Source organism: Pseudonocardia sp. MH-G8, assembly GCF_002262885.1.
Classification (GTDB): Bacteria; Actinomycetota; Actinomycetes; order Mycobacteriales; family Pseudonocardiaceae; genus Pseudonocardia.
This window is the reverse complement of record NZ_NKYF01000008.1, coordinates 142,422-166,601: the sequence shown is the minus strand read 5'-3', so window position 1 is coordinate 166,601 and position 24,180 is coordinate 142,422. Positions and strand designations below refer to the sequence as shown.

General features: G+C 73.6%; 27 protein-coding genes, 3 tRNA genes and 1 pseudogene. 13 read left to right on the top strand and 18 right to left on the bottom strand.

Annotated elements, in window-relative coordinates:
• Positions 1-11: 11 nt before the first annotated feature.
• The 3 genes and pseudogenes from CFP66_RS20355 to CFP66_RS20345 all read right to left on the bottom strand — a co-directional run.
• Positions 12-986: pseudogene (locus tag CFP66_RS20355) on the bottom strand (R2-like ligand-binding oxidase); the annotation flags it as partial.
• Between the two features lie 10 nt (positions 987-996).
• Positions 997-2,103: an NDMA-dependent alcohol dehydrogenase gene (locus tag CFP66_RS20350; RefSeq protein WP_094926626.1), complete on the bottom strand. Its 1,107-nt coding sequence runs from the start codon at positions 2,101-2,103 to the stop codon at positions 997-999.
• A 112-nt stretch (positions 2,104-2,215) separates the two neighbouring features.
• A complete protein-coding gene (locus tag CFP66_RS20345) occupies positions 2,216-3,517 on the bottom strand; it encodes a sensor histidine kinase KdpD (RefSeq protein WP_233159567.1) in 1,302 nt (433 codons plus the stop codon).
• A gap of 181 nt (positions 3,518-3,698) precedes the next feature.
• On the opposite strand from CFP66_RS20345, the gene CFP66_RS20340 reads away from it, so the two are divergent.
• The 5 genes from CFP66_RS20340 to CFP66_RS20320 all read left to right on the top strand — a co-directional run bounded on the left by CFP66_RS20340 (position 3,699) and on the right by CFP66_RS20320 (position 7,977).
• Positions 3,699-4,367 carry a response regulator transcription factor gene (locus CFP66_RS20340; RefSeq protein ID WP_094926837.1) on the top strand — a complete coding sequence of 223 codons (669 nt, stop codon included), beginning with the start codon at positions 3,699-3,701 and terminating at the stop codon, positions 4,365-4,367.
• Positions 4,368-4,505: 138 nt separating this feature from the next.
• A complete protein-coding gene (locus CFP66_RS20335; protein ID WP_094926622.1) occupies positions 4,506-4,916 on the top strand; it encodes a sterol carrier protein in 411 nt (136 codons plus the stop codon).
• A 70-nt stretch (positions 4,917-4,986) separates the two neighbouring features.
• Complete coding sequence (locus tag CFP66_RS20330) at positions 4,987-5,262, top strand: hypothetical protein (protein WP_143517316.1); 276 nt, start codon at positions 4,987-4,989, stop codon at positions 5,260-5,262.
• A gap of 57 nt (positions 5,263-5,319) precedes the next feature.
• A complete protein-coding gene (locus tag CFP66_RS20325) occupies positions 5,320-6,801 on the top strand; it encodes a PLP-dependent aminotransferase family protein (RefSeq protein ID WP_094926618.1) in 1,482 nt (493 codons plus the stop codon).
• Positions 6,802-6,873: 72 nt separating this feature from the next.
• Positions 6,874-7,977, top strand: coding sequence for a CaiB/BaiF CoA-transferase family protein (locus CFP66_RS20320; protein ID WP_233159566.1), 1,104 nt, complete (start codon positions 6,874-6,876; stop codon positions 7,975-7,977).
• A gap of 1,140 nt (positions 7,978-9,117) precedes the next feature.
• On the opposite strand, the gene rplA is transcribed toward CFP66_RS20320, so the two are convergent.
• The 5 genes from rplA to CFP66_RS20295 form a co-directional block, all read right to left on the bottom strand.
• Positions 9,118-9,840 carry a 50S ribosomal protein L1 gene (gene rplA, locus CFP66_RS20315; RefSeq protein ID WP_094926614.1) on the bottom strand — a complete coding sequence of 241 codons (723 nt, stop codon included), beginning with the start codon at positions 9,838-9,840 and terminating at the stop codon, positions 9,118-9,120.
• A gap of 74 nt (positions 9,841-9,914) precedes the next feature.
• Entirely contained in the window at positions 9,915-10,349 is a 435-nt protein-coding gene (gene rplK / locus CFP66_RS20310) for a 50S ribosomal protein L11 (RefSeq protein WP_094926612.1), read from the bottom strand.
• 54 nt (positions 10,350-10,403) lie between these two features.
• Positions 10,404-11,318, bottom strand: coding sequence for a transcription termination/antitermination protein NusG (nusG, locus tag CFP66_RS20305; protein WP_369805114.1), 915 nt, complete (start codon positions 11,316-11,318; stop codon positions 10,404-10,406).
• A 40-nt stretch (positions 11,319-11,358) separates the two neighbouring features.
• Complete coding sequence (gene secE, locus CFP66_RS20300) at positions 11,359-11,697, bottom strand: preprotein translocase subunit SecE (protein ID WP_094926609.1); 339 nt, start codon at positions 11,695-11,697, stop codon at positions 11,359-11,361.
• Between the two features lie 72 nt (positions 11,698-11,769).
• Positions 11,770-11,845 (bottom strand) — tRNA-Trp (locus CFP66_RS20295).
• A 165-nt stretch (positions 11,846-12,010) separates the two neighbouring features.
• Between CFP66_RS20295 and CFP66_RS20290 the strand changes: the two genes are divergently transcribed.
• Complete coding sequence (locus CFP66_RS20290; protein ID WP_094926607.1) at positions 12,011-13,252, top strand: pyridoxal phosphate-dependent aminotransferase; 1,242 nt, start codon at positions 12,011-12,013, stop codon at positions 13,250-13,252.
• A 40-nt stretch (positions 13,253-13,292) separates the two neighbouring features.
• On the opposite strand, the gene CFP66_RS20285 is transcribed toward CFP66_RS20290, so the two are convergent.
• From CFP66_RS20285 to rpmG (CFP66_RS20240), 10 genes are all read right to left on the bottom strand, one after another.
• Positions 13,293-13,502, bottom strand: a complete 210-nt coding sequence (locus CFP66_RS20285) for a hypothetical protein (RefSeq protein WP_094926604.1) — start codon at positions 13,500-13,502, stop codon at positions 13,293-13,295.
• Positions 13,503-13,668: 166 nt separating this feature from the next.
• Entirely contained in the window at positions 13,669-14,106 is a 438-nt protein-coding gene (locus CFP66_RS20280; RefSeq protein ID WP_094926602.1) for a MaoC family dehydratase, read from the bottom strand.
• Positions 14,103-14,552, bottom strand: a complete 450-nt coding sequence (locus CFP66_RS20275; protein WP_198961565.1) for a MaoC family dehydratase N-terminal domain-containing protein — start codon at positions 14,550-14,552, stop codon at positions 14,103-14,105. Before CFP66_RS20275 ends, CFP66_RS20280 begins: the two co-directional genes overlap by 4 nt.
• 2 nt (positions 14,553-14,554) lie before the next feature.
• Positions 14,555-14,722: a 50S ribosomal protein L33 gene (rpmG, locus tag CFP66_RS20270; protein ID WP_094926598.1), complete on the bottom strand. Its 168-nt coding sequence runs from the start codon at positions 14,720-14,722 to the stop codon at positions 14,555-14,557.
• A 33-nt stretch (positions 14,723-14,755) separates the two neighbouring features.
• A tRNA-Met gene (locus CFP66_RS20265) sits at positions 14,756-14,831 on the bottom strand.
• Between the two features lie 28 nt (positions 14,832-14,859).
• A tRNA-Thr gene (locus tag CFP66_RS20260) sits at positions 14,860-14,932 on the bottom strand.
• Between the two features lie 82 nt (positions 14,933-15,014).
• On the bottom strand, positions 15,015-15,320 hold the full coding sequence (gene rpsN / locus CFP66_RS20255) for a 30S ribosomal protein S14 (RefSeq protein WP_094926596.1): 306 nt from the start codon (positions 15,318-15,320) through the stop codon (positions 15,015-15,017).
• Entirely contained in the window at positions 15,320-15,556 is a 237-nt protein-coding gene (gene rpmB / locus CFP66_RS20250) for a 50S ribosomal protein L28 (protein ID WP_094926594.1), read from the bottom strand. The genes rpsN and rpmB overlap by 1 nt, the downstream gene beginning before the upstream one ends.
• A 1-nt stretch (position 15,557) precedes the next feature.
• Positions 15,558-15,797 (bottom strand): 30S ribosomal protein S18, encoded by a 240-nt coding sequence (gene rpsR / locus CFP66_RS20245; RefSeq protein WP_094926591.1) that lies wholly within the window; start codon positions 15,795-15,797, stop codon positions 15,558-15,560.
• Positions 15,797-15,961 carry a 50S ribosomal protein L33 gene (rpmG, locus tag CFP66_RS20240; RefSeq protein WP_094926589.1) on the bottom strand — a complete coding sequence of 55 codons (165 nt, stop codon included), beginning with the start codon at positions 15,959-15,961 and terminating at the stop codon, positions 15,797-15,799. The genes rpsR and rpmG (CFP66_RS20240) overlap by 1 nt, the downstream gene beginning before the upstream one ends.
• A gap of 65 nt (positions 15,962-16,026) precedes the next feature.
• Here rpmG (CFP66_RS20240) and mrf point away from each other — a divergent pair, with 65 nt between their 5' ends.
• The 7 genes from mrf to CFP66_RS47275 all read left to right on the top strand — a co-directional run bounded on the left by mrf (position 16,027) and on the right by CFP66_RS47275 (position 24,156).
• Positions 16,027-17,256 (top strand): ribosome hibernation factor-recruiting GTPase MRF, encoded by a 1,230-nt coding sequence (gene mrf, locus CFP66_RS20235; RefSeq protein ID WP_094926587.1) that lies wholly within the window; start codon positions 16,027-16,029, stop codon positions 17,254-17,256.
• A complete protein-coding gene (gene rpmF, locus CFP66_RS20230; RefSeq protein WP_094926585.1) occupies positions 17,256-17,423 on the top strand; it encodes a 50S ribosomal protein L32 in 168 nt (55 codons plus the stop codon). The genes mrf and rpmF overlap by 1 nt, the downstream gene beginning before the upstream one ends.
• A gap of 181 nt (positions 17,424-17,604) precedes the next feature.
• Positions 17,605-17,829 carry a hypothetical protein gene (locus CFP66_RS20225; RefSeq protein ID WP_094926583.1) on the top strand — a complete coding sequence of 75 codons (225 nt, stop codon included), beginning with the start codon at positions 17,605-17,607 and terminating at the stop codon, positions 17,827-17,829.
• Positions 17,826-20,888 (top strand): LuxR family transcriptional regulator, encoded by a 3,063-nt coding sequence (locus CFP66_RS20220; RefSeq protein WP_094926581.1) that lies wholly within the window; start codon positions 17,826-17,828, stop codon positions 20,886-20,888. The genes CFP66_RS20225 and CFP66_RS20220 overlap by 4 nt, the downstream gene beginning before the upstream one ends.
• A gap of 64 nt (positions 20,889-20,952) precedes the next feature.
• Complete coding sequence (locus CFP66_RS20215) at positions 20,953-22,239, top strand: cytochrome P450 (protein WP_094926579.1); 1,287 nt, start codon at positions 20,953-20,955, stop codon at positions 22,237-22,239.
• Positions 22,236-23,918, top strand: a complete 1,683-nt coding sequence (locus CFP66_RS20210) for a class I adenylate-forming enzyme family protein (RefSeq protein ID WP_094926577.1) — start codon at positions 22,236-22,238, stop codon at positions 23,916-23,918. Before CFP66_RS20215 ends, CFP66_RS20210 begins: the two co-directional genes overlap by 4 nt.
• 31 nt (positions 23,919-23,949) lie before the next feature.
• Entirely contained in the window at positions 23,950-24,156 is a 207-nt protein-coding gene (locus CFP66_RS47275) for a hypothetical protein (protein WP_143517315.1), read from the top strand.
• Positions 24,157-24,180: the final 24 nt, after the last annotated feature.

The following is a 24,180-nucleotide window of genomic DNA, read 5'->3' as shown; positions in this document are numbered from 1 at the left end:
TGCTGTGGTGCTCAGCCCGGCGCCCCCGCCGTGGCCAGCTGCGCCGAATCCTCCGTGTGGAAGCGCTCCTCGAGGGCTTCCGGGCTCGCGTCGACATCGATGACGCGCAGGTCGGCACCCCGCGCCGACTCGATCGCACCCAGCCGGCGGCCGAGCTTGTCCATCGCGTACTCGGCCATCTCGTTGAGGTCGATCGCGAACGGCGGAGGACCGGAGGCCGGGTCAGCGCAGTTGATGTCAAACGTGCCGGTGACCACGCCCATCGCGGGCACCAGCAGCTCCTGCATCCGCTCGTCGACGGCGTCCCAGAGCGCGTCGTCGGCGGCGACGTGGCGGCGGCAGGTGAAGGTGCCCCAGGCCATGTGCCGGCGCTCGTCGTCGCCGATGTGCTTGATGATCCTCTGCATCCCGGGGAGGATCCCGCGGCTCGCACAGATCTTCTGCCACGAGAAGTAGCCGGTGAGGGCGAGCGTGCCCTCCACGATGTGGTTGTAGGTCACCGACGCGCGGATCTGGTTGCGCGGCGACGGGTCCTGCGCGAGCGCCTGCAGGCTCTCCGGCAGCTCCTTGGTGAAGATCTGCAGGTAGTGCTCGTTGGCGGCGATGTAGGGGTGCAGGTCCTCGGTGAGGCCGACGGCGTCGAACCACCGGCGGAAGGCCTCGGTGTGCTTGGCCTCCTCGTACACGAACTGCGTCAGGTACATCTCGTCGCCCAGCCGGCCCTCCGCGGCCATCGCGCCCAGGAACGGCTGCAGGTCCTGCGTGACCGACTCCTCGCCCGCCATGAACTGCGCGGCGAGCGAGCAGGTCCACCAGCGCTCGTCGTCGGTCATCGCCGCGACGTCGCGCGCGTCCTGGCTCAGGTCGATCTCGGCCGGGTTCCACTGACGGCCGTTGCCCTTGCTGAACAGCCGCATCGGGAACGAGTCGAAGTTCAGCCCGCGCGGGCGCAGGCTGGTGAAACCGGTGCGTGCGGACATCGTCGTCCTCCTGGGTTCAGAAGCGGATCAGGCCACGGATGTTGCGGCCCTCGCGCATGTCCTGGTAGCCGGTGTTGATCTCCTCGAGGGAGTACTCCCGGGTGATCAGCTCCTGCAGCTTGAGCTGGCCGAGGTTGTGCATCTCCAGCAGGCGCGGCACGTCGTGCTGGCCGTTGGAGCTGCCGAACAGCGCGCCGCGCACCTGCTTCTCGTAGAGCGTGAGCTCCAGCAGCGACATCGACACGGTGTCCTCTCCGGGGTGGCCCAGCGCCGTGACGACCACGCGCCCGCGCTTGCCGACCAGTTGCAGCGCCGGCTGCAGCTGGGCCCCTTCCGCCACGCTCGTCGTCAGGATCGCGGCGTCCGCGAGCTGGCCGCGGGTGATGCTCGAGACGGTGTTCCACGCCTCGTCCATGCTCGCGGCCACGTGCGTGGCGCCCAGCTCGAGCGCCTTCTCGCGCTTGAACTCGACCGGGTCGACCGCCACGACGTGGCGGCAACCGGCGATCCGGGCGCCCTGCACCGCGTTCGCACCGATCCCACCGATCCCCACGACGACGGCAGTGTCACCCGCGCGCAGCTCCGCGGTGCGCACCGCCGAGCCGAAGCCCGTGGTGACACCGCAGCCGACGAGCGCGGCCAGGTGCAGCGGGAACCCCTCGTCGATCTTCACGACGGACTTGACCGGCACCACCGTGTGCTTCGCGAACGTGCCGAGCAGGCACATCTGCCCGACGTCCTCGCCGCGGGCGTGGAACCGGTAGGTGCCGTCGAGCTGCGGGCCCAGCGTCGCACCCGCGCCGTCGTCGCACAGCGCCGTGTAGCCGCGCACGCAGTAGCTGCAGCGCCCGCAGCTGGGCAGGAACGTCATGACCACCGGATCGCCGACCGCCACCTCGGTGACCCCCGGCCCGACCTCCACGACACGGCCGGCGCCCTCGTGGCCGCCGACCATCGGGTACGCCACCGGCATGTCGCCGGTGACCAGGTGCTCGTCGGAGTGGCACAGCCCGCTCGCCGCGAGCTCCACCAGCACCTCGCCCGCACGCGGCGCGTCGAGCTCGACCTCCTCGACCTCCCACTTGCCGCCGAGTTCCCAGAGCACCGCTGCCATGGTCTTCATGGGGCCAGCATGACGACGATCACGCCCGGCCACAGCGGGCCGCGGGTTCCAGCGCTGGCCCGCAGGTGCCAGCCCCGGAAGTTCAGGAAAGCCACATTCCTGTCCTGCACGTTCATGAATGTGGCTTTCCTGAACCGTCGGCGGGGACCGGGAGCTCCAGGTGGGCCACCAGGCCGCCGCCCTCCCTCGGAGCCAGCCGCAGCTGGCCGTCCATCGCCGCCACCAGCGCTTCGACGATCCAGAGCCCCAGCCCGGCCGTGCCACGCCGCTCCCCCAGCGCCACGCCCTTGGCCGTGACCACCCCCTCCTGGCCCGGAGGCAGGCCGGGACCCCGGTCGCGGACCTCCGCGACGAGCCGGCCGTCGACGTGGCGCAGGTCCAGCTCGACGGCGGCGCTCCCGCTGTGGCGGGCGGCGTTCTCGACCAGGTTGGTCAGCACGCGGCGCAGCCGCTGCGGGTCGCAGCGCACCGCGGCGTCCGGCGGCTCGACGTGGGACACCCGGCGTTGCGGGGCGACACCCGCCGCGTCGAGCACGGCGACGGCCAACTCCCCCAACCGCACCGGACGCTCGCGCACCCGCCCGAGCGGGCTGCCCTCCTGCACGGCGACGTCGGCGAGGCCGTCGAGCATGTCCCGCAGGTGCACGGCGTGCTCGGCGAGCAGTGCGGTCGCGGCGTCCCGGGAAGCGCCGGCGAGCCGGCCGGCGGCCAGGTCGGCGGTCAGGGCCGTGAGCGACGCGACCGGCGTGCGGAACTCGTGCAGCACCACGCGCACGCCGTCGAGGCGCGCCTGCTGGGCGGCGAGCAGCCGCGAGCGCAGGTCCCGCTCCTCCAGGAACGCCTCGTGCTCGGCCCGTGCGCGCGCCCGCGATTCGGCGGCCGCCTCCAACTGGCGCTCCAGCATCCGCAGCAACACCCCGACGAGGACGGCCGCCGCGACGAGGTAGCCGGTCCACCAGGCCCCGGCCAGCCACCGGTCGAGCACCGAGACGTGCGGGTCGGAGCCCGCGAGGGCCGCGACCGTGAACCCGGCGCCCACGGCCAGCGCGCCCAGGCGGCCCAGGACGACCCCGCCCCGCACGGCCCCGGCGATCACCACCAGCGGCAGGATCGCCACCATCACACTGTCGGCTCCGCCGGTGAAACCGCAGGCCACCAGGGCGAGCACCGCGTCGAACGACGTCGCGAGGCGCGGCGGGACCGGGTGCCTCCCGCGCCACTCGGCCGCGGCGAGCACCAGTGCGTAGAGCAGCGTCGCGGCGACGAGCGCGCCGAGCGCCGCCGCACGGCCGCGCGCGATCCCCGGCTCCACGAGCAGCGCCGCGCCGACCGAGCAGACGACGAGCAGCCGGATGACGACGGCCGTGCGCTCCTCGAGGACCTGCAGGGCCGATCGCGGGCCGTCGGTGTGCACGGCGCCAGCATCTCCCACCGCAGCCCCGCGGTCGGCGCACGCGCCGGTGCTCGTCGCGGTGGTGGCGCAACTCCCGAGCGCCACCGGTTGCGCGGCCGCTGCGGGCCGGCGCGGTGCGCACCCGCGTGTCGACGCGGCTCCGCACCGCACCCACGGGCGGCCGCCGTTAGAGTCCCGACCCGTGCGCGACGGCCGGTACGTCGTGGTCATCGTCGACGACCACGCCCTGTTCTCGCAGGGCCTCGCGCTGCTGCTCGAGTCGCGGGCGGGCGACACGTTCGTGGTGGCGGGCGCGACCACCGCGGGCGAGGACGCGGTGGCGCTGGTCGGCCGGGAGGCCGCCGACATCGCGATCATCGACCTCGCCCTCCCCCCGCTCGGTGGCGTGGAGACCATCCGGCGCGTCACCGCGGCCTACCCCCGCACCCGGGTGCTCGCGCTCTCCGGGACCGAGGACCTCGGTCTGGCCACCGCCGCGCTGCGGGCGGGGGCGGCCGGTTTCCTGGGCAAGTCGGCCGACCCCGAGGTGCTCGTCGCGCCCCTGCTGACGATCGCGGCGGGTGTCCGGGTGGTGCACTCCGACCTGCTCGACGCCCTGCTGGCGGCCGGGGACCGCGCCGGCGACGGAGTGCTCGAGCGCCTGGACGAGCGCGAGCTGCAGCTGTGGGCGCTGCTCGCCCGCGGCCTGGAGACGAGTGAGATCGCCAAGCCGATGCTCGTCTCCGAGCGGACGGCGAAGCGGATGATCGCGAGCCTGCTGCACAAGCTGGGCGCCGCCAACCGCATCGAGGCCGCCGCGCTGGCCGGCCGCTACGGCCTGTTGGACGAGCAGCCCCACCGGGGCCGCTGAACCGGCTCGCACACCGACATCGCCGACGACGAGTTCGGTGTGCCGTGGCCCGCGCGGGCCGTCGGTGGCCCGGCGGAGGGGTCGCCTGCCGCGTCGTCGTCGGCCAGACTCCCGGCGTCGACGACGAGAGGGGCCGGCATGACGGCGTTCACCGACGAGGCCGAGGTCTACGAGTTCCTCGGTGGCGTCTTCCGGCAGGGGATGCAGGATCCGGCGCTGGTGGAGAAGTTGCGCCCGACGGGGATCGTGCTCCGGATCACCTACACGGACCCGGACGCCGTGCTGACGGTCGACATGCCGAACACGCAGCTCCACGAAGGCGCGGGCACCGGGCCCGAGCCGAACGTCGAGCTGTTCATGACCGCCGACACCGGCAACCGCTTCTGGCTGGGCAAGGTGATCCTCCCGGTCGCGCTGGCGAAGGGGCAGGTCCGCGCCAAGGGGCCGGTCGCGAAGCTGCTCACTGTGCTGCCGGTGGCGAAGAGCATGTTCGGCCCCTACCGGGAGCAGTTGCAGGCTGCGGGCCGAACGGACCTCCTCGACGCCTGATGCCCGGAGCAACTCACCCGTACGGGTGGTCTGTGCGTCGCCCGAACGGATCGTGGTGATACTCCGAACTGTGGACACAGTGTGGCTCGACGTCCAGATGTGGACCGGCCTGCGTGGCAACTTCCACCCCTTCAAGGACGTGGCCTGCGAGGTGGGCGACCCGCCCCCGGCCATCGCGGGCGAGTGGCAGCAGTGGGCCGACTCCTACCTGAGCGCCGTCGCCCAGCAGGAGGCCTGGCAGCCCGGGCGGTACGCCTACAGCGCGGAGCGGCGCGACGACGACGGCCACATCCTCGAGGTCCTGACCCGGGGCCAGTGGGAGTGGAGCACGAACCGGGCGATCTGAGCCGGGCCACCTCGTAGGATCGGCCTGCTGACGCAGGGCCGATCCGCGGGGGGTGGCATGGACCGGAACGGGATCGAGCGCCGGATCGGCGCCCCCAGCTTCGGACGGTTGCTGGGCGACTGGCGCCCACCGGACGGGAGAGGGCTGGCCGGCGCGCTGTCGGAACGGATCCGGCTGCTCGTGCTCGACGGCCGGCTCCCGCTGCAGACGCGGCTGCCCGCCGAACGCGAGCTCGCGGTGGCCCTCGCGGTGAGCCGCACGACGGTGGCCACCGCCTACGACACCCTCCGGCAGGTCGGTGCCCTGCACAGCAGGCGCGGTGCCGGCAGCTGGACCCGCCTGCCCGAGGGGCCGTCCCACGACGCGAGCACCTCACCGTTCTCCCCGCACGGTGACAGCACGCTCCACGACCTCGCCCACGCCGCGCTGCCCGCGCCCTCGGACGCCATGCGTCGGGCGACGGCGGCCGCCGTCCAGGACCTGGACGCACACCTCGCGGGCCACGGGTACGACCTCCTCGGCCAGTGGGCGCTGCGCGCCGCCGTCGCCGAGCGCTACACCGCCCGTGGCCTCCCCACGCGGCCCGACCAGGTGCTCGTCACGGCGGGAGCGGTGCACGCCATCACTCTCGCGCTCACACTGCTCGCCGGGCCCGGGGACCGCGTGCTCGTGGAGCACCCCACCTACCCGAACGCACTCGGCGCGCTGGCCGGCCGCGGCGCCCGAGCCGTCCCGGTGCCGATGGCGCCCGGCCCCGGAGGCAGCAGCCGCTGGGACCTGGAGCTGCTCACCGCTGCCGTGCGCGATGCCGCGCCGCGGCTCGCCTACGTGATCCCGGACTTCCAGAACCCCACCGGCGCCCTGCTCGCCGACGCCGACCGCGCCCGGCTCGTCGAGCTCTCCCGCCGGACCGGCACCACGTTGCTGGTGGACGAGACGCTCGCCGAGCTCCCGCTCGACGGGCAGGTGGTCACCCCCCTCGCCGCGCACGGTGCGGCCGACTCGCCGCTCGTGCTGAGCGTCGGGTCGGCGAGCAAGACGTTCTGGGGCGGGCTGCGGGTGGGATGGATACGCACGTCCGCGCCCATGGTGCGCCGTCTCGCCGCAACCCGGGCGAGCGTCGACCTGGGCGGCCCGGTGCTCGAACAGCTCGTGACCGCGCGCCTGATGGCAGAGACAACGGCGGTCGCGGAGGCCCGGCGCCCCGAGCTGGCTGCTGCCCGCGACCACCTGCTCGGGCGACTCGCCCGCACCTTCCCGCACTGGAGCCCCTCTCGGCCGGGGGGTGGGCTGAGCCTGTGGGTCGACCTCGGGCGCGGCGTCTCCAGCCGGTTGACCGCCGCGGCCCGGCGCCACGACGTGCAGCTCGCGGCCGGCCCGCGGTTCGGCCTGGACGGCGCCTTCGAGCACTACCTGCGGCTGCCGTTCACGCTGCGGCAGGACCGGATGGTCGAGGCGCTGGACCGCCTGGCAGCGGCCTGGGGCGACCTCGACCGCCTCGGCCTCGGCGCAGAGACCGAGCCGAGCGCCGTGGCCTGACCGCGCGCAGGACGGACCGCCGGGCAGTCAGAACTGACTGTAGGGTGCGCGACGACGAGCATGGGAGGGCGCGTGGAGCACCGGAACGGTCCGCTGGCCGGGCTGAAGGTCGTGGAACTGGCCGGGATCGGGCCCGGCCCGCACGCCGCGATGATCCTCGCCGACCTCGGCGCCGACGTCGTCCGCGTCGATCGGCCGTCCGGCGGCCTCCAGCTGGGCACGACCGGCGCGCCCGACCCGACGCTGCGCGGACGGCGCCGGGTGGCGGCCGACCTCAAGGACGCTGCGGGACGCGAGACCGTCCTGCGGCTCGTCGAGCACGCCGACGTGCTGCTCGAGGGCTACCGCCCGGGCGTCACCGAACGGCTCGGCGTCGGCCCCGCCGAGTGCCACGCCCGCAACCCGCGCCTGGTGTACGCGCGGATGACCGGGTGGGGTCAGGACGGGCCGCTGGCCGCCCGCGCCGGCCACGACATCAACTACATCTCGCTCACCGGTGCGCTGCACGCGATCGGGCGCGCCGGCGAGCGACCGGTGCCGCCGCTGAACCTCGTCGGCGACTTCGGCGGCGGGTCGATGCTGCTCGTCACGGGCGTGCTCGCCGCGTTGTGGGAGGCGCAGCGCTCCGGTCAGGGGCAGGTCGTCGACGCCGCGATGGTCGATGGCGCGTCTCTGCTCGTGCAGATGGTGTGGGGCATGCGCGGGCAGGGCGCCTGGAGCGACGGCCGCGGGGAGAACCTCCTCGACGGCCACGCCCCGTTCTACGACACCTACACCTGCTCCGACGGCCGCCACGTCGCCATCGGCCCGCTCGAACCGCAGTTCTACGCGGCGCTGCTCTCCGGGCTCGGCCTCGACGGCGAGGACCTGCCCGCGCAGTACGACCGGGCGGGTTGGCCCACGCTGCGAGCCCGGTTCACCGAGGTCTTCGCCTCGCGCACCCGGGACGAGTGGGCGCAGGTGTTCGCCGACTCCGACGCCTGCGTCACACCCGTCCTGGCCTTCAGCGAGGTGCCCGGACACCCGCACCTCGCGGCCCGGGACACCGTCGTCGAACGGGACGGCGTCGCGCAGGCCGCCCCGGCCCCCCGGTTCTCCCGCACCCCGGCGACGGTCCCGCCCGCCCCCACCGATCCGGAGACGGTCGACCAGGTCCTCACCGACTGGACCCGCTGACGAGCGAGTCGAGCCCCCACACCCGCGAGCCGCGGCCCCACACCCACGAGTCGCGGCCCCACACCCGCGAGTCGGGGTCCACCACCCGCGAGTCGCGGCCCCACACCCGCGAGTCGCGGCCCCACACCCACGAGCCGCGGCCCCACACCCACGAGTCGCGGCCCTACGCTCACAGGTCGAGGCCGATGACTCGCGAGTCGGGGTTTGGCGCCCGCGATTCGGGCCTTCGGCACCGGGAGTCGCGATTTGAATGGGCCGACCCACGTGATCACCGGGATCGGGATGTGAGCTGCATCAGGGGGTTGCCGAATCGGTCACGGCAGCGCCGCTCCCGCACGGCGCATGCTGGCCGGGAGGCGACCCGCGGTGATCGATCCGATCGGTACCTGGGTGCGGACGCTGCGACAGCGGCGTACTTGTCGGAATGATCACGGCCTGGTGATCGGTCCGAGAAGTGCGTAAGTGCTGCCGCGACGGCGGCCAGGCACTTCTCGCAGTGATCACCATTCGGCATCCCCGACGGATTCGGCAACGCGCTCGCGGTCGGACCGCTCGTCCCCACCGCGCTCGGGGCGGTAGATCGCGCGCACCACCACCCGACTCACGCCCATCACGACCCGACTCGCACCCAGCGTGACGACGCGCGGCTCGCGGCCCCCACGCCGCGACCCGCAGGGGAGGCAGCACGACTCACGGTTCCCACGCCGCGACCCGCGAGAGGTGCGGCGCGACCCGCGAGGGCCCGACTCGCGGTTCCCACGCCGCGATCCGCGGGGAGTGCGGCACGACCCACGGGGGCGGCCCGACTCGCGGTTCCCACAGCGCGACTCACGGTTCCCACGCCGCGACCCGCAGGGAGTGCGGCGCGACCCGCAAGGGCGCGACTCGCGGTTCTCACGGCGCGACTCGCGGCGAGTGCGGCACGACCCGCGGGGAGTGCGGCGCGACCCGCGGGGAGTGCGGCGCGACTCGCGGTTCCCACAGCGCGACTCGCGGGGGGGCGGCGCGACTCGCGGTTCTCACGGCGCGACTCGCGGGGAGGTGCGGCGCGACTCGCGGGGGGTGCGACTCCGGGGGCTGCAGGTCCGGACACGACGAAGCCCCCGGCGCGGTGCGCCGGGGGCCTCGTGCGGGCGTGCGTCAGGCGGACGGGGTTTCGTCCACCAGCAGGTTGCGCGTGCGGTTCGGGTCGACCGGGATGCCCGGGCCCATGGTCGTGGAGACCGTGATCTTCTTCACGTAGCGGCCCTTGGCGGCCGACGGCTTGGCCCGCAGGATCTCGTCGAGGGCGGCGCCGTAGTTCTCCACCAGCTTGTCGGTGTCGAACGAGGCCTTGCCGATGACGAGGTGCAGGTTGGCCTGCTTGTCCACGCGGAAGTTGATCTTACCGCCCTTGATGTCCTGGACCGCCTTGGTGACGTCCGGGGTGACGGTGCCGGTCTTCGGGTTCGGCATCAGGCCACGCGGGCCCAGGATGCGCGCGATCCGGCCGACCTTGGCCATCTGGTCCGGCGTGGCGATCGCCGCGTCGAAGTCCAGCCAACCGCCCTGAATGCGCTCGATGAGGTCCTCGGTGCCGACCACGTCAGCGCCTGCGGCCTCGGCCTCGGCGGCCTTGTCACCGGTGGCGAACACGATGACGCGCGCCGTCTTGCCGGTGCCGTGAGGCAGGTTCACGGTGCCGCGGACCATCTGGTCGGCCTTGCGGGGGTCCACGCCGAGCCGCATCGCGACCTCGACGGTGGCGTCCATCCTCGCGCTGGACGTGTCCTTCGCCAGACCGGCGGCCTCGAGCGGGGTGTAGAGCCGCTCCTGGTCGATCTTCTCGGCGGCCTGGCGGTACGCCTTGCTGCGCTGTGCCATTGCTCTGTCCTCTGTTCCGGATCAGGTCGTGGTAGGAGCCGCGCCCGGCTCTCCCACGCGAACGTGCGGCTGTATCAGCCGTTGACGGTGATGCCCATCGACCGGGCGGTGCCGGCGATGATCTTCGCGGCCTGGTCGAGGTCGCTGGCGTTGAGGTCGCGCATCTTGGTCTCCGCGATCTGGCGCACCTGCTCCATGCTCACGGACGCGACCTTCTTGATGTGCGGCTCGCCGCTGCCCTTGTCCACCCCGGCCGCCTTGAGCAGCAGCTTCGCGGCGGGCGGCGTCTTGAGCTCGAACGTGAACGAGCGGTCCTCGAACACCGAGATCTCGACGGGCACCACGTCGCCGCGCTGCGACTCCGTGGCGGCGTTGTAGGCCTTGCAGAACTCCATGATGTTGACGCCGTGCTGGCCGAGCGCGGGGCCGACCGGCGGAGCGGGCGTCGCGGCGCCCGCCTTGATCTGGAGCTTGATGATCGCGGAAAGCTTCCGCTTCTTGGGAGGCATGTCTATTCCCTGTCGTGGTTGTGCGCGCCGCGGCCCTGCCTGCCGCAGCGGGGGTCAGATCTTCGAGACTTGACTGAAAGCCAGCTCGACGGGGGTCTCGCGGCCGAAGATCGAGACGAGCACCTTGAGCTTCTGGGCGTCGACGTTGACCTCGTTGATGGTGGCCGGGAGGGTGGCGAACGGACCGTCCATCACCGTGACCGACTCGCCGACCTCGAAGTCCACCTCGACGGTGGCCTTGCCTGCGGCCCCGGTACCGGAATCGGCCTTGGTGCCGCCACCGGCGCCCGCCGCGGGCTTCGGCTCGACCCGCGGGAGCAGGAACTTGATGACCTCGTCGTGCGTCAGCGGGGACGGACGCGAGGTGGCGCCCACGAACCCGGTGACGCCGGGCGTGTTGCGGACCGCGCCCCACGACTGGTCGTTGAGCTCCATCCGCACCAGGATGTAGCCGGGCAGCACCTTGCGCTGCACCTGCTTGCGCTGCCCGTTCTTGATCTCGGTGACCTCTTCGGTGGGCACCTCGACCTGGAAGATGTAGTCCTCGACGTCGAGCGTCTGCACGCGCGTCTCGAGGTTGGTCTTCACCTTGTTCTCGTAGCCGGCGTAGGAGTGCACGACGTACCAGTCGCCGGGTGCGCGCCGCAGCGCCGCGCGCATCTCCTCGATCGGGTCGGCCTCGGCCTCGGGCTCTGCGGTGTCCGCAGCGCCCTCGCCCGCCTCGTCGGCGTCGGTCTCGTCGGTGTCGCCCTCGTCGGAGTCAGCCTCGTCGGTGTCGCCCTCGTCGGCGTCGCCCTCGTCGGCGTCGGCCTCGTCGTCGGCCGCCTCGTCGGCGTCACTGTCGACCGCCTCGTCGGCGTCGGCCGCGTCGACGGACGCGTGCTCGGCGGCTTCGGCCGCGGACTGCTCCTCGATGCCCTGCTCGGCTTCCGCCGTGGCATCGAGCTGGTCGGCCTCGCGCTCGGTCACGTGCCTCTCGCTTCCTTCGTCGTGTGGTGCGTGCCGGTGGTCACGTGCCGAACAGGAACAGCACACCCTGCGCGAACACAAGGTCCAGCAGCCAGACCAGCGCGACCATGAACGACACGAAGACCAGCACGACGATCGTGTAGGTGACCTGCTGCTTGCGGGTGGGCCAGATGACCTTCCGCAGCTCGGCGACCACCTCGCGCAGGAACCGTGCGATCCGGCTGAACAACGACACGCGTGCCGGCCGGGCCTCGCGGACCGCGGACCGCCCACCCCTGCCGTCGCCGGTGGGCGCCGGGCCGGAACGCCGACCTCGACGGTCGGCGGCGGTGCTCGGGCGTTCCCGCCCGTCGCCGCTCGCCTCGCGTTCCTCAGTCACGCCGCATCCTCCAGCTCACCCGCGGCTCGGCCGCCGTTCGTTCCTCACGTCTCGATCCAGCACATCCTGCAGTGGCAGGGGTGACAGGACTTGAACCTGCAACCTGCGGTTTTGGAGACCGCTGCTCTGCCAATTGAGCTACACCCCTAGACCAATCCCCGCCCGGAACTCCCGGTCCACGGACGGAGGGACACATCGCGGAGCGACGTACCCAGCCTGTCCGAGTGTACGGCACCTCGTGGCGGCTCCCGACACGGCACACCCCGCACGCCCCCGGGTCCGGGCGACGACTGCTGGGGGCAGGATGCCAGACATGGCTTCGAGCACCTCGACCACCTCGCCCGTCCCCGCCGGCCGCGGCCGGATCTCCGCTCGGATCGGCGGCATCGCCGAGTCCGCGACCATGGCGGTCGACGCGAAGGCGAAGGCGCTCAAGGCCGCGGGCCGGCCCGTCATCGGCTTCGGAGCGGGCGAGCCGGACTTCCCGACCCCCGCGCCCATCGTCGCCGCCGCCGAGGCCGCCTGCGCCGACCCGCGCAACCACCGCTACACCCCCGCGGCCGGCCTCCCCGAGCTGCGGGATGCGATCGCCGCGAAGACCCGTCGCGACTCCGGCCTCGACCTCGCGCGCGAGCAGGTGCTCGTGACCAACGGCGGCAAGCAGGCCGTCTACCAGGCGTTCGCCACATTGCTCGACCCCGGCGACGAGGTGCTGCTGCCCGCCCCCTACTGGACCACCTACCCCGAGGCGATCGCCCTCGCGAGTGGCGTCCCGGTGCAGGTCACCTGCGGACCCGAGGCCGGCTTCCTGCCCTCGGTCGCCCAGCTCGACGCGGCGCTCACCGAGCGCACCAAGGTGCTCGTCTGGTGCTCGCCCTCCAACCCGACGGGCGCCGTGGCCTCCCGCGAGCTCACCGAGGAGATCGGGCGCTGGGCCGTCGAGAACGGCGTCTGGGTGGTCACCGACGAGATCTACGAGCACCTCGTGTACGACGGCGCCGAGGCGGTCTCGATGCCGGTGGTCGTGCCCGAACTGGCAGACCGCTGCGTGGTGCTCAACGGAGTGGCGAAGACGTACGCGATGACCGGGTGGCGGGTCGGCTGGCTCGCCGGCCCCACCGACGTCGTCACCGCCGCCACCAACCTGCAGTCGCACCTGTCGTCCAACGTCTGCAACGTGGCGCAGCGGGCGGCGCTGGCGGCCGTGTCGGGGTCGCTGGACGCGGTCGTCGACATGCGCACGGCCTTCGACCGCAGGCGGCGCGCGATGGTCGAGTTGCTGCGGGCGATTCCGGGTGTCGACTGCCCCACACCGCGCGGCGCGTTCTACGCCTACGCCTCCGTGCAGGAGCTGCTGGGCCGGGAGCTGCGGGGCGCGCGCCCGCAGACGAGTGTGGAGCTGGCGGCGGCCGTGCTGGAGCACGCCGAGGTCGCCGTGGTGCCCGGCGAGGCGTTCGGCACCCCCGGGTTCTTCCGGCTCTCCTACGCCCTCGGCGACGACGACCTGCGCACCGGCGTGGAGCGGATGGGCGCGCTACTGGCCGAGGCGCGCTGACCCACGGCCGGGCCCGTCGCACGGGCCCGGCCGCGTCGGATCACTTGTCGAGATCGGCGAGCGCCACGAGCGCCGCGGCCCGGGTGGCGTACTTCCACTTCCCCAGGTCTCCGACGGTCTTGATGCCGAGCGCCTTGAGCGCCTCGTCGTGCTTCTCCGTGAGCCCCTCGAGGGCGGACGGCGGCGCCTTGAGAACCTCGGCCGCCGACTTGTCCTCCCACGCCTTGTCCACGAGCTTGCCGAACTGCATGTCGCGATCCTTCCGTGTCGCCGAACCTGCCACTGGCAGGATCGACCCGACCGCCACTGCGGGCAAGCGGAGAGCCCGACACCACCTGGTCGGTTTCGTCCGGCGGCAGGGTGAGCGCGGTCGGAGGACGCGAGAAGACCATCGCGGGCTCCGGGGAGGGGCCGGATCAGCCGGCGGGGGTGGACCCCGATCCGAGTGCGACCTCGGCCACGGCACGGCCCAGGACCGTCTTGCCCTCGAACGCCGCGGTGATGGCGACCTTCGCGATGCGTTCGCCCTCGTCGGTGTCGGTGATCGCGGTGACCTTGCCGCTGAGTTCCACCAGTGCACCCTCGTCGTCGTCGGGCACGACCACGGGGCGGGTGAAACGCACGCCGTAGCTGCGCACCGCGGCCGGGTCGTCGACCCAGCCGGTGACGAGCCGCCCGGCCAGCGCCATCGTGAGCATGCCGTGCGCGATGACGCCCGGCAGACCGACGCCGGTGGCGACGCGGTCGCTCCAGTGGATCGGGTTGAAGTCCCCCGAAGCCCCCGCGTAGCGGACGAGGTCGGCGCGGGTGACGCGCACGGACAGCGGCGGCAACTCGGTGCCGACCGCGGTCATGACGTCTCCTCCGCCGCGGTGACGAGCAGGAGGCGGGTGGTGGCCACCGGCTCGCCCGCGGTGTCGGCGACCTCACAGCGCAGGGTCAGCATGTGGCTGCCGCCGCGGGTCCTGAGGTCCTCGACGTGGACGGTGGTGACCAGGTCGTCACCGCCGTGGATCGGGCGCCGCAGGGTGATGGACTGGTCGCCGTGCACCATGCGCGAGTAGTCCCACCCGAAATCGGGGTCGCGCAGGAACGCCTCGATCGCCGGCATGGTGAACGTCACCGCGAAGGTGGGCGGCGCGACGACGTCGGGATGGCCGGCCGCACGGGCCGCCTCGACGTCCCGGCAGACGGAAGCGCCCTCGCCGATGGCGAGGGCGAACTCCCGGATCTTCTCGCGGCCGACCCGGTACGGGGCCGTCGGTGGCAGCGCCGTGCCGACGTAGGCCGTGTTCGGCACGCTCAGCGCGTCTCGCGGTGCTCGCGATGCGTGCCGCAGTTCGGGCAGAACTTCTTGATCGCGAGCCGGTCGGGATCGTTGCGCCGGTTCTTCTTGGTGATGTAGTTACGGTGCTTGCACTGCTCGCACGCCAACGTGATCTTCGGCCGAACGTCGGTGGCCTTGGCCATCGCGGGTGCCTCCTGCTGTGTATCTCTTGAGTCTGGTAGCGGTGGCCGGACTTGAACCGGCGACACAGCGATTATGAGCCGCTTGCTCTACCGACTGAGCTACACCGCTTCGCGTAGCTGACGACGCCAGCTCGCCGAGCCCCTTTACGGAATCGAACCGTAGACCTTCTCCTTACCATGGAGACGCTCTGCCGACTGAGCTAAAGGGGCGGCAGGCCGAGCGGACGGTCACTCCCGCACGGCCGCAGACGATGCTACACAACCCCGTGACCGGGGTGCGCAGGGGACCCGGTCACCAGCTCGACTTGCGCACCCCCGGCAGGTAGCCCTCGTGCGCGAGCAGCCGCACCCGGACCCGGGAGACCCCGAAGGCGCGCAGGTAGCCGCGGGGACGGCCGTCGACGGAGTCGCGGTTGCGCACGCGGGTGGGGCTCGCGTCCCGTGGTTGGCGAGCCAACTCGCGCTGCGCGTCGGCCTGCTGCTCCGGTGTCGACGCGGGCCGGGCGATGATCGCCTTCAGCTCCGCGCGCCGCTCCGCGTGGCGCGCCACCACCGCCTTCCGGTGCTCGTTGCGCGCGATCTTCCCCTTCGTGGCCATCAGACCTTCCCCCCTCGGGCCCTGATCCGCGCGACCGCGGCGGCGACACCGATCCGGTCGATCGTGCGGATCGCGTCGGCGGTCACGCGCAGCCGCACGTACCGCCCCTCCTGCGCGAACCAGTAGCGCTTGGACTGGATGTTCGGGTCCCACCGGCGGCTCGTGCGGCGGTGGGAGTGCGAGACGGACTTGCCGAACCCGGGCTCGGCCCCGGTGAGCTGGCAGCGCCGGGACACCTCAGCCCCTCCCGGCGCGCGGGTAGGGCAGCAGCGCCATCTCGCGGGCGTTGCGGATGGCGACGGCGACGCGCCGCTGCTGCTGGGGCGTCAGGCCGGTCACCCTGCGGGCGCGGATCTTGCCGCGGTCGGAGACGAACGTGCGCAGGAACGTCACGTCCTTCCAGTCGACCTCGGTGATCCCCTTCACGTGCAGCGGGTTGGCCCGGCGCTTGAGCGTCCGCCGCTCCCGGTCGGGCATCAGCGCTCCTCGCGGAACTCGACGTGGCGCCGGATCGCCGCGTCGTACTTGCGCAGCACCATCCGGTCCGGGTCGTTGCGCCGGTTCTTGCGGGTGACGTACGTGGTGCCGGTGCCCGCGGTCGACCGCAGCTTCACGATCGGCCGCACATCGGTGCGAGACATGGACCCTCCTCAGTAACGACATCCATTTTCATCTAGGGTAGCCCAGACCGACCGAGGAGGACCACGTGACCCGACCAGAGCTGCTGGTGCTCACCGGGCTGCACGAGCCCGGCGTGGAGGCCACCGCCGCCCGGATCAGAGCGCTCGACCCGGACGTCGCCGTGCTGCACCACGACCTGCGCGACATCGGCGCCGGCCGGGTGCGCCGGCGCCTGCGCCACGGCAACCGGGACGAGCACACGGTGCTGGAGCTGGCCCACGGCTGCGTCTCGTGCACCCTGCGCGAGGACCTGCTGCCGCAGCTGCACGCGCTCGCCGGCCCGGGCGGGCCGCGCCGCATCGTGCTGCACCTCGACCCCGCGCTGGAGCCCGAGCAGGTCTGCTGGTCGCTGCTGCACGTGCTCGTCGACGGCGCGCCGATCATCGACCGCGTGGACCTGCGGGGCGTGCTCACCTGCGTGGACGCGGGCACCTGGCTCGACGACGCCACCGGCGACGCCGCTCTGCCCGAGCGGGGGCTGGCCGAGCTGCCCGACGACGAGCGCACGGTGGCGCAGGTCGCCGTCGGCCAGGCCGAGTTCGCCGACCTGCTGGTGCACACCGGCACGGCGGACGCGTGGCAGCTCGCGCGCACCGACGCGGTGCTGGCCCGGCTCGCGCCCTCGGCGCAGCGGGTGCACCTGGCCGGGCTCGACGAGCGGGCGTTGCTCGCCGACCTGCCGCCGTCCGCACGCCGGGGCCGTCCCGACGACGTGCACGCGCCGCTGCTGCGCGGGCAGCCCTCGCTCGCCCGCGACTGCGGGGTGCAGTTGCTCGTCCTGGCCGCGCGCCGCCCCTTCCACCCCGAGCGCCTGCACGAGGCGATGGACGTACTGCTCGACGGCGTCGTGCGCACCCGTGGGCGGATCTGGCTCGCCACGCGGCCGGACGCCGTGCTGTGGCTGGAGTCGGCCGGCGGCGGGCTGCAGATCGGGCACGCGGGCGAGTGGCTCGACGGCGCGGACGACCAGGTGTGGGCGGCGGCGTCCCCGGAACGGCGGGCGCTGGCGTCGCTGGGTTGGCACCCGCGGTTCGGTGACCGGGCGCAGGACCTCGTCGTGCTCGTCCACGACTCCGACCCGGCCGAGGTCGAGGAGCAGCTCACCGGCGCCCTGCTGACCGACGCCGAGCTCGCCGCGGGCGAGGAGGCCTGGCGCACCCTGCCCGACCCCTTCGGCTGGTGGCACACCGATCCCTGCGGGACCCCGGCCGGACTGCCGGCCGCCCCCGCGCAGACCGAGCAGGAGGAACACTGATGGCCGTCCCGAAGCGCCGCACGTCGCGCTCGAACACCCGCAGCCGCCGCGCGCAGTGGAAGGCGACCCCACCGGACCTGGTCCCGGTGACGATCGCCGGCCGCCGCCACCTCGTCCCCCGCCGCCTGGTGCGGGCCTACCAGCGCGGGCTGCTGACGCCGGAGTGACCGCCGCCGACCGGTGATCCGCACGAGCCGTGCTTTACGACCGCCGTGAGGTGCGCCCCGCCGCGCCGGGCGCAGCTCAGGGCGCCGTAAGGGGGGAGCCCGATCCCTTACCCCGCGCCGGGCCTCAGGACGACGTGAACGTCCGATGCCGGGATCCGGCCCTCAGGCCGAACCTGGTCGCATGTTCACCGACGCCTCGACGCTGTCCGTCCAGTCCGAGTCCCACCGTGCCGACCTGCTGGCCGACGCCGAGAACTTCCGGCTCGCCCGGCTGGTGCGCCGGGCCGGGCGCCGCGGGCGGGCGTCGCCGGTGCCGGAGCCCGCACCACCGGGGCCCGATCGCCCAGAGCGCACTGTTGCACCCCGCAACGACGACGCGGAACGTCGGTACGCCGTGCCACGATGACCGGCGTGGCGCGGTTGGGGGTCGGCATCGAGCTGGTGGGGCGCCGGCACGAGGTGTCGGCACTCTCCGCAGCGCTCGATCGCGCGGCCTCCGGCACACCCACCGGAGTGCTGGTGGCGGGCGACGCCGGGGTGGGCAAGTCCCGGCTGGTCGCCGAGGCGACGGCCCGCGCCGCGGCCGCCGGCTTCACCGTGCTGGTCGGCCGTTGCCTCGACACCGCCGAGTCCGCCCTGCCGTACCTGCCGTTCACAGAGATCGTCGGCACCCTGGCGGCCACGCATCCCACGCTGGTCACCGAGCACGTCGCGCTGCGCCACCTGCTGCCCGGTGGGTTCGCCCGCGCGGGCACCACCGGCGAGTGGCGCGACCTCGGCCAGCTGCAGGTGTTCGACGCCGTGCTGTCCGTGCTCCACGAGCTCGGCGCGGCCGCACCCGTGCTCCTCGTCCTGGAGGACCTGCACTGGGCCGATCGCTCCAGCCGCGATCTGCTCGTCTTCCTGCTGTCGCGGTTGCGGGGGCAGCGCCTGGTCGTGCTCGCCACCTACCGCAGCGACGACCTGCACCGGCGCCACCCGCTGCGGCCCGTGCTGTCGGAGCTGGTCCGGCTGCCCGCGGTCGAGCGCATCCAGCTCGACCCGCTCGACCGGCACGAGGCGCTCGAGCTCGTGCGCCGCCTCGCCGACGGCAGCCTCGCCGAGCCGGTGCTGCACAACGTGGCGCGCCGCAGCGAGGGCAACGCGTTCTTCGCCGAGGAGCTGGTCAGCGCGGCCGGCGACGGGCTGCCGCACGGCCTGGTCGAGGTGCTGGTAGCGCGCATCGAGGGGCTCGCGCCCGCCACCCAGCGGGTGCTGCGCATCGCCTCGGTCGCCGGGCGGCGGGTGAGCCATCCGCGCCTGGCCGCGGTGTCCGGTCTCCCGGTCGACGAACTGGAACAGGCGCTGCGCGAGGCCGTCGCGCACCACGTGCTGGTGGCCGCGGAGCACGATCCGAGGGCGGCCGGCGCCGACGACGCCTACGCCTTCCGCCACGCGTTGCTGCGCGAGGCCATCTACCACGAGCTGCTGCCCGGCGAGCGCAGCCGCCTGCACGCCGCCTACGCCGCGCTGCTCGCGGTCCCCGGCGGCACCGGCCCGCGCGGTGTCGCGGAGCCGGGGCTCGCGGCCGAGCTCGCCCACCACGCGATGGCGGGCCACGACCTGGCACTGGCGCTGGCCGCGTCCGTGCAGGCCTCCTCGGAGGCGGCCGACCGCGAAGCACCCGCCGAGGTGCTGCTGCACGCCGAACGGGCCCTCGAGCTGTGGTCGGCGGTGCCCGACGCCGCGGCGGTGGCCGGTGTCGGCGAGGGCATGCTCACGCGCTGGGCGGCATGGGGCGCGAGCAGCACCGGCGATCCCGACCGCGGCATCGCGCTGGGCCGACGCGCGCTCGAGCTGGTCGACGAGCGCCAGGACCCCGGACTGAGCTCGGCGATCGGGCGCCGCTACGCGCTGCGCCTGCTCGACCTCGCCGGTCACGAGCAGGAGGCCCTCGCCGCGGCCCGGCACGCGGTGGGGCTCATCGCCCACGAGCCGGCGTCGGCCGAGCAGGCTTGGGCACACGCCGTGCTGGCCCGGGTGCTGAGCAAGTTCGACCACTTCGCCGAGGCCGTGGCCGAGGCGGAGGCCACGCTCCGGGTGGCCCGCCAGGTTCCGGCCGATCCCGACGGCGACGCCCACGCCGCCAGGGCCGACGCCCTCGTCACCCTCGCCGTCTGCGCCGAGTACGGCGGCGATCCGGAGCGCGCCCGGGAGCTCCTGGCCGAGGCGAAGCCGCTGGCGAGGCGGTCCGGCGACCTCTCCGTGGAGCTGCGCGCCTTCTACGCGGTCGGCATCTCGTTGCTCGACGAGGGCAGGCTCGCGGAGGCCGCGGCCGAGTTCGCGGCGGGTGGCGAGCGCGCCGACGCCACCGGCACCACGTGGAGCGCCTACGGCCTCGAGCTGCGGGTGGCGCACGTGCTGAGCCGCTACATGCACGGTGAGTGGGACACCGCGGAGGCCGCAGCCGAGATCGCGGGGGGCTCGGTGTCGGCCACCGTGGCGTTCCGGCTCGCGGCCGCGGGGCTGCTCACCACGGTCGGGCGCGGCCGGTTCGCGGCAGCGCGGCGCCGCCTGGCCGAGCTGCGCGAGTCGGCCCCCGTCGACGAGCAGGTGATCATGCTGGTGGGGCAGTCGGGCGCGGAGGCCGCCCTGTGGCAGGGCCGCCCCGACGAGGCGGCCCGCTGCGTCCGCGACGCGGTGGCGGGGCTGAACACCGGTGCCTACTCCGATCTCGCCCCGCACCTGGGCCGCATCATGCTCGGCGCGCTGGGGGCCGCCGCTCACGCCGACATGGCCGCAGCCGGCTCGCAACCCCACGACGAGGCCGTCGCGGCGGCGCGGGAGATGGTGCGCATCGCCGAGGAGGCCGCCGAACGCGGGTTGCCGCGGGCCGGGCGGCTCGGGCCCGAGGGGCGCGCGTGGCTCACCCGGGCGCGGGCGGAGCTCACCCGCCTGGCCGGCCCGGCCGACCCGGGCGTGTGGCGGGAGGTCGCCGCGGCCTTCACCTACGAGACCGACGCCCACGGCGACGGCGACGCACTCGTGGGCTACCGCCAGGCGCACGCGATGTGGCGGGGCGCGGAGGCCGCGCTGGCCGCCGGTGCGGCGCACGCGCTGGTCGGGCCCGACCTGCACCGGGCCCGTGCCACGGCGCTGGCCCTCGGCGCCGCACCGCTGGCGGGCGCGCTGGAACAGCTGGGACAGCGGGCGGGTGTGGTCTGGGAGGACACGGCGCGCCCGGAGCCCGTCGGGCCCGATCCGCTCACCCCGCGGGAGCGCTCCGTGCTGGCGATCGTCGCGCAGGGGCACACCAACCGGCAGGTGGGCGCCGAGCTGTTCATCAGCGAGAAGACGGTGAGCGTGCACCTGTCGCGGGTGATGGCGAAGCTCGGGGCGAGCAGCCGCACCGAGGCCGTCAGCCTCGCCTACGCCCGCGGGCTGCTGGCCCCGACGGACCGCGAACTGGCGCGTTCGGACCCTTGAGCCCTACCTCGGGGTAACTAGGGTGGTTGTGATCGGGACCACCCCACCACGAGGAGGCTCGGCGATGGCGCCGACGGGCACGAGCACCGAGGACAGCACCTGGACCGGGCGGCCGGACCTGTCCGACATCCCGAACTTCTGGACGGCCCCGATCGCGGAGCGCGCGGCCGCCTTCGCCGCTCTGCGCGAGCGGGAGCCGGTGCCGTTCTACGAGGAACCGGAGAGCGGCTTCACCCGCGGTCCCGGGTTCTGGGCGCTCACGCGCCTCGACGACCTCACCGAGGCCAGCCGCACCCCGTCGGTGTTCACGTCCGGCAAGGGCGCCACGAACGTGGCGGACATGCCGCCGGAGTTCCTCGAGTTCTACGGCTCGATGATCAACATGGACGACCCGCGGCACGCCCGGCTGCGGCGCATCGTGTCCCGCGGGTTCACGCCGAAGCGGCTGGCCGGGCTCACCGAGGAGGTGCAGCGCACGGCGCGCACCATCGTCGACGACGTGATCGACGCCGGTGGGTGCGACGCGGTCACGGCGATCTCGGCCCGGCTTCCGTTGAAGATCGTGTGCGACATGATGGGCGTGCCGGCGAGCCGGTACGAGTTCGTGTTCGACCGCTCGAACATCATCCTGGGCGCCAGCGACCCGGAGTACGTGCCCGACGCGGACAACATCGTGGCCGCGCTGCTGCAGGCCGGGCACGAGCTGGCCGAACTGATGCGCGACCTCGGCAGGCACCGCATCGAGAACCCCACCGACGACGTCACGTCCGCGCTGGTGAACGCGGAGGTCGACGGTGAACGGCTCACCCCCGACGAGCTCGCGAGCTTCTTCATCCTGCTCGTCGTGGCCGGCAACGAGACCACGCGCAACGCGATCAGCTGGGGCCTGCACCTGCTCACCGAGCACCCGGAGCAGCGGGCCGTGTGGCTCGCCGACCTCGACGGTGTCACCCCCACCGCGGTGGAGGAGATCGTCCGTTGGGCGTCACCGGTGATCTACATGCGCCGCACGCTGGCCACCGACGCCGTGCTCGGCGGGCAGCAGATGCGCGAGGGCGACAAGGTCGCGCTGTACTACTGGGCAGCCAACCGGGACCCTGCGCACTTCCGCGACCCCGACGCGTTCGACGTGCGCCGCTCCCCCAACCCGCACGTCGGCTTCGGGGGTGCGGGCCCGCACTTCTGCCTCGGCGCCCACCTGGCCCGCCGGGAGATGACGGTGATGTTCCGCGAGCTGCTCACCCGGGTGCCCGACATCGCGGCCACCGCGCCGCCGCGGCGCCTGCAGTCGATGTTCATCAACGGGGTCAAGAGCCTGCCGGTGACCTTCACGCCCGGCGGTTCCCGGTGACGGCCGCGTCCCTGGACTACCCCGAGGTGCCGGTCGGCGCGTTGCTCGCCGGCGCGGCGCGGCGCTTCGGCCCGCGCACGGCCGTGCACTACTACGGCCGCGAGCTGACGTTCGCGCAGCTGCAGGAGCGCGCCGCGGCGTTCGCGAACGCCCTGATCGCGGCCGGGATCGGACGCGGCGACGTCGTCGCGATCCACCTGCCGAACTGCCCGCAGTACCCGATCGCCTACTACGGCACCCTGCTCGCGGGCGCCACGTTCTCGCCCGCCAACCCCTTGCTGCCACCCGCCGATCTCGCCGCACAGCTCGCCGACTGCGGCGCGGCAGCCGCCGTGACCTGGGGCCCGGCCGCGCCGACGCTGGCCACGGTGCGCGACCGCACCGCCGTGCGGCTCGTGCTGGTCACCGACCGCGCGCAGGCGCTCGACCCGACGCACCGGGTCGATCTCGACGCCGTACCCGGCGGGCAGGACTTCGAGGAGTTCCACGCCGGAGCCCCGACCACGCCTCCGGACGTGGCGATCGACGTGCGCCACGACCTCGCGCACCTGGCGTACACCGGCGGTACGACCGGACGCTCGAAGGGTGTGCAGCTCCCGCACCGCAACGTGGTGGTCAACTCGCTGCAGTACGCCTGTGGGGGCAGCGGCTCTGTGCCTGCCCGCGACGACGCGGGCGGCGTGGTGCTCGACCAGGTCGCGCCGGCCGAGGAGCACCCCGTACGGCTGGGCACCGGGGTCGCCATCAACCTCACCCCGTGGTTCCACGCCATGGGCACGATCGGCGGGCTGAACGTCCCGATGCTCGCCGGCAGCACCATCGTGCTGCACGACCGGTTCGACCCGACGGCCTACCTCGCCGACGCCGAACGCTTCGCGGTCACCGGTATGGGCGGCGCGCCGCCGCTCTACGGCGCCCTCGTCCGGCACCCGGACTTCGCCACCCGCGACCTGTCGCACGTCCGCGGCATCTCCTCGGGGGCGGCTCCGCTCCCGGTCGAGCTGATCCAGGCGCTGCAGCGCCGGTTCGGCGACGACGTCGTGATCAGCGAGGGTTACGGCCTCACCGAGGTGACGATGGGCGCCACGATCGGCCCCGGCGCCCGCTCGGCGGTGCGCAAGGTGGGCACCGTCGGGGTGCCCGTGCCCGACACCGAGGTCCGCATCGTCGACCCGGCGGGCACCGATCTCGCACCGCTGCCCACCGGCGAGCCGGGCGAGGTGTGCATCCGCGGCCCCCAGGTCATGACGGGGTACCGCAACCGGCCCGAGGAGAACGCAGCCGTGCTCGTCGACGGGTGGCTTCGCACCGGCGACATCGGCGTCCTCGACGAGGACGGCTACCTCTCCATCGTCGACCGCAAGAAGGACATGCTGCTCTACAAGGGCTACAACGTGTACCCGCGGGAGCTGGAGGAGCTGCTCTTCGCGCAGCCCGGTGTCACCGGCGCCGCCGTGGTCGGGCGGCCGGATGCGCTGGTCGGGGAGCTGCCGGTGGCGTTCGTCGTGGCCGCAGGCCTCGCGGACGGGGACGGGACCGCGCTGATGGACGCCGTGAACGCCCAGGTGCTGCCCTACAAGCGGTTGCGGGAGCTGCACCTGGTGGACGAGATCCCGGTCTCGGCGGCGGGGAAGGTCCTCAAGCGGGCTCTGCGCGACCAGCTCAGCGGCGCACGCTAACGACCGGGTAACGGGCTGCGATACCCCGGGCATGTCCGCCCCTGCAGTCCTCCCCCGTTCCTCCGCACAGGCCCGCGGACGCAGGGCCGTGCGGATGCGCATCGGCGTCGAGGTCGTCGGTCGGGTCGGCAGCCTCGTCGCGCTGACCGCCCTGCTCGTGCTGGCGGCCACCGCCGGGGCGCTCGCCGACGGTGTCCCGGCCGGCGACGCGACGGTGACGGCAACGTACGAGCGGTAGTCACCCGGCGACCGGCCACGCCTG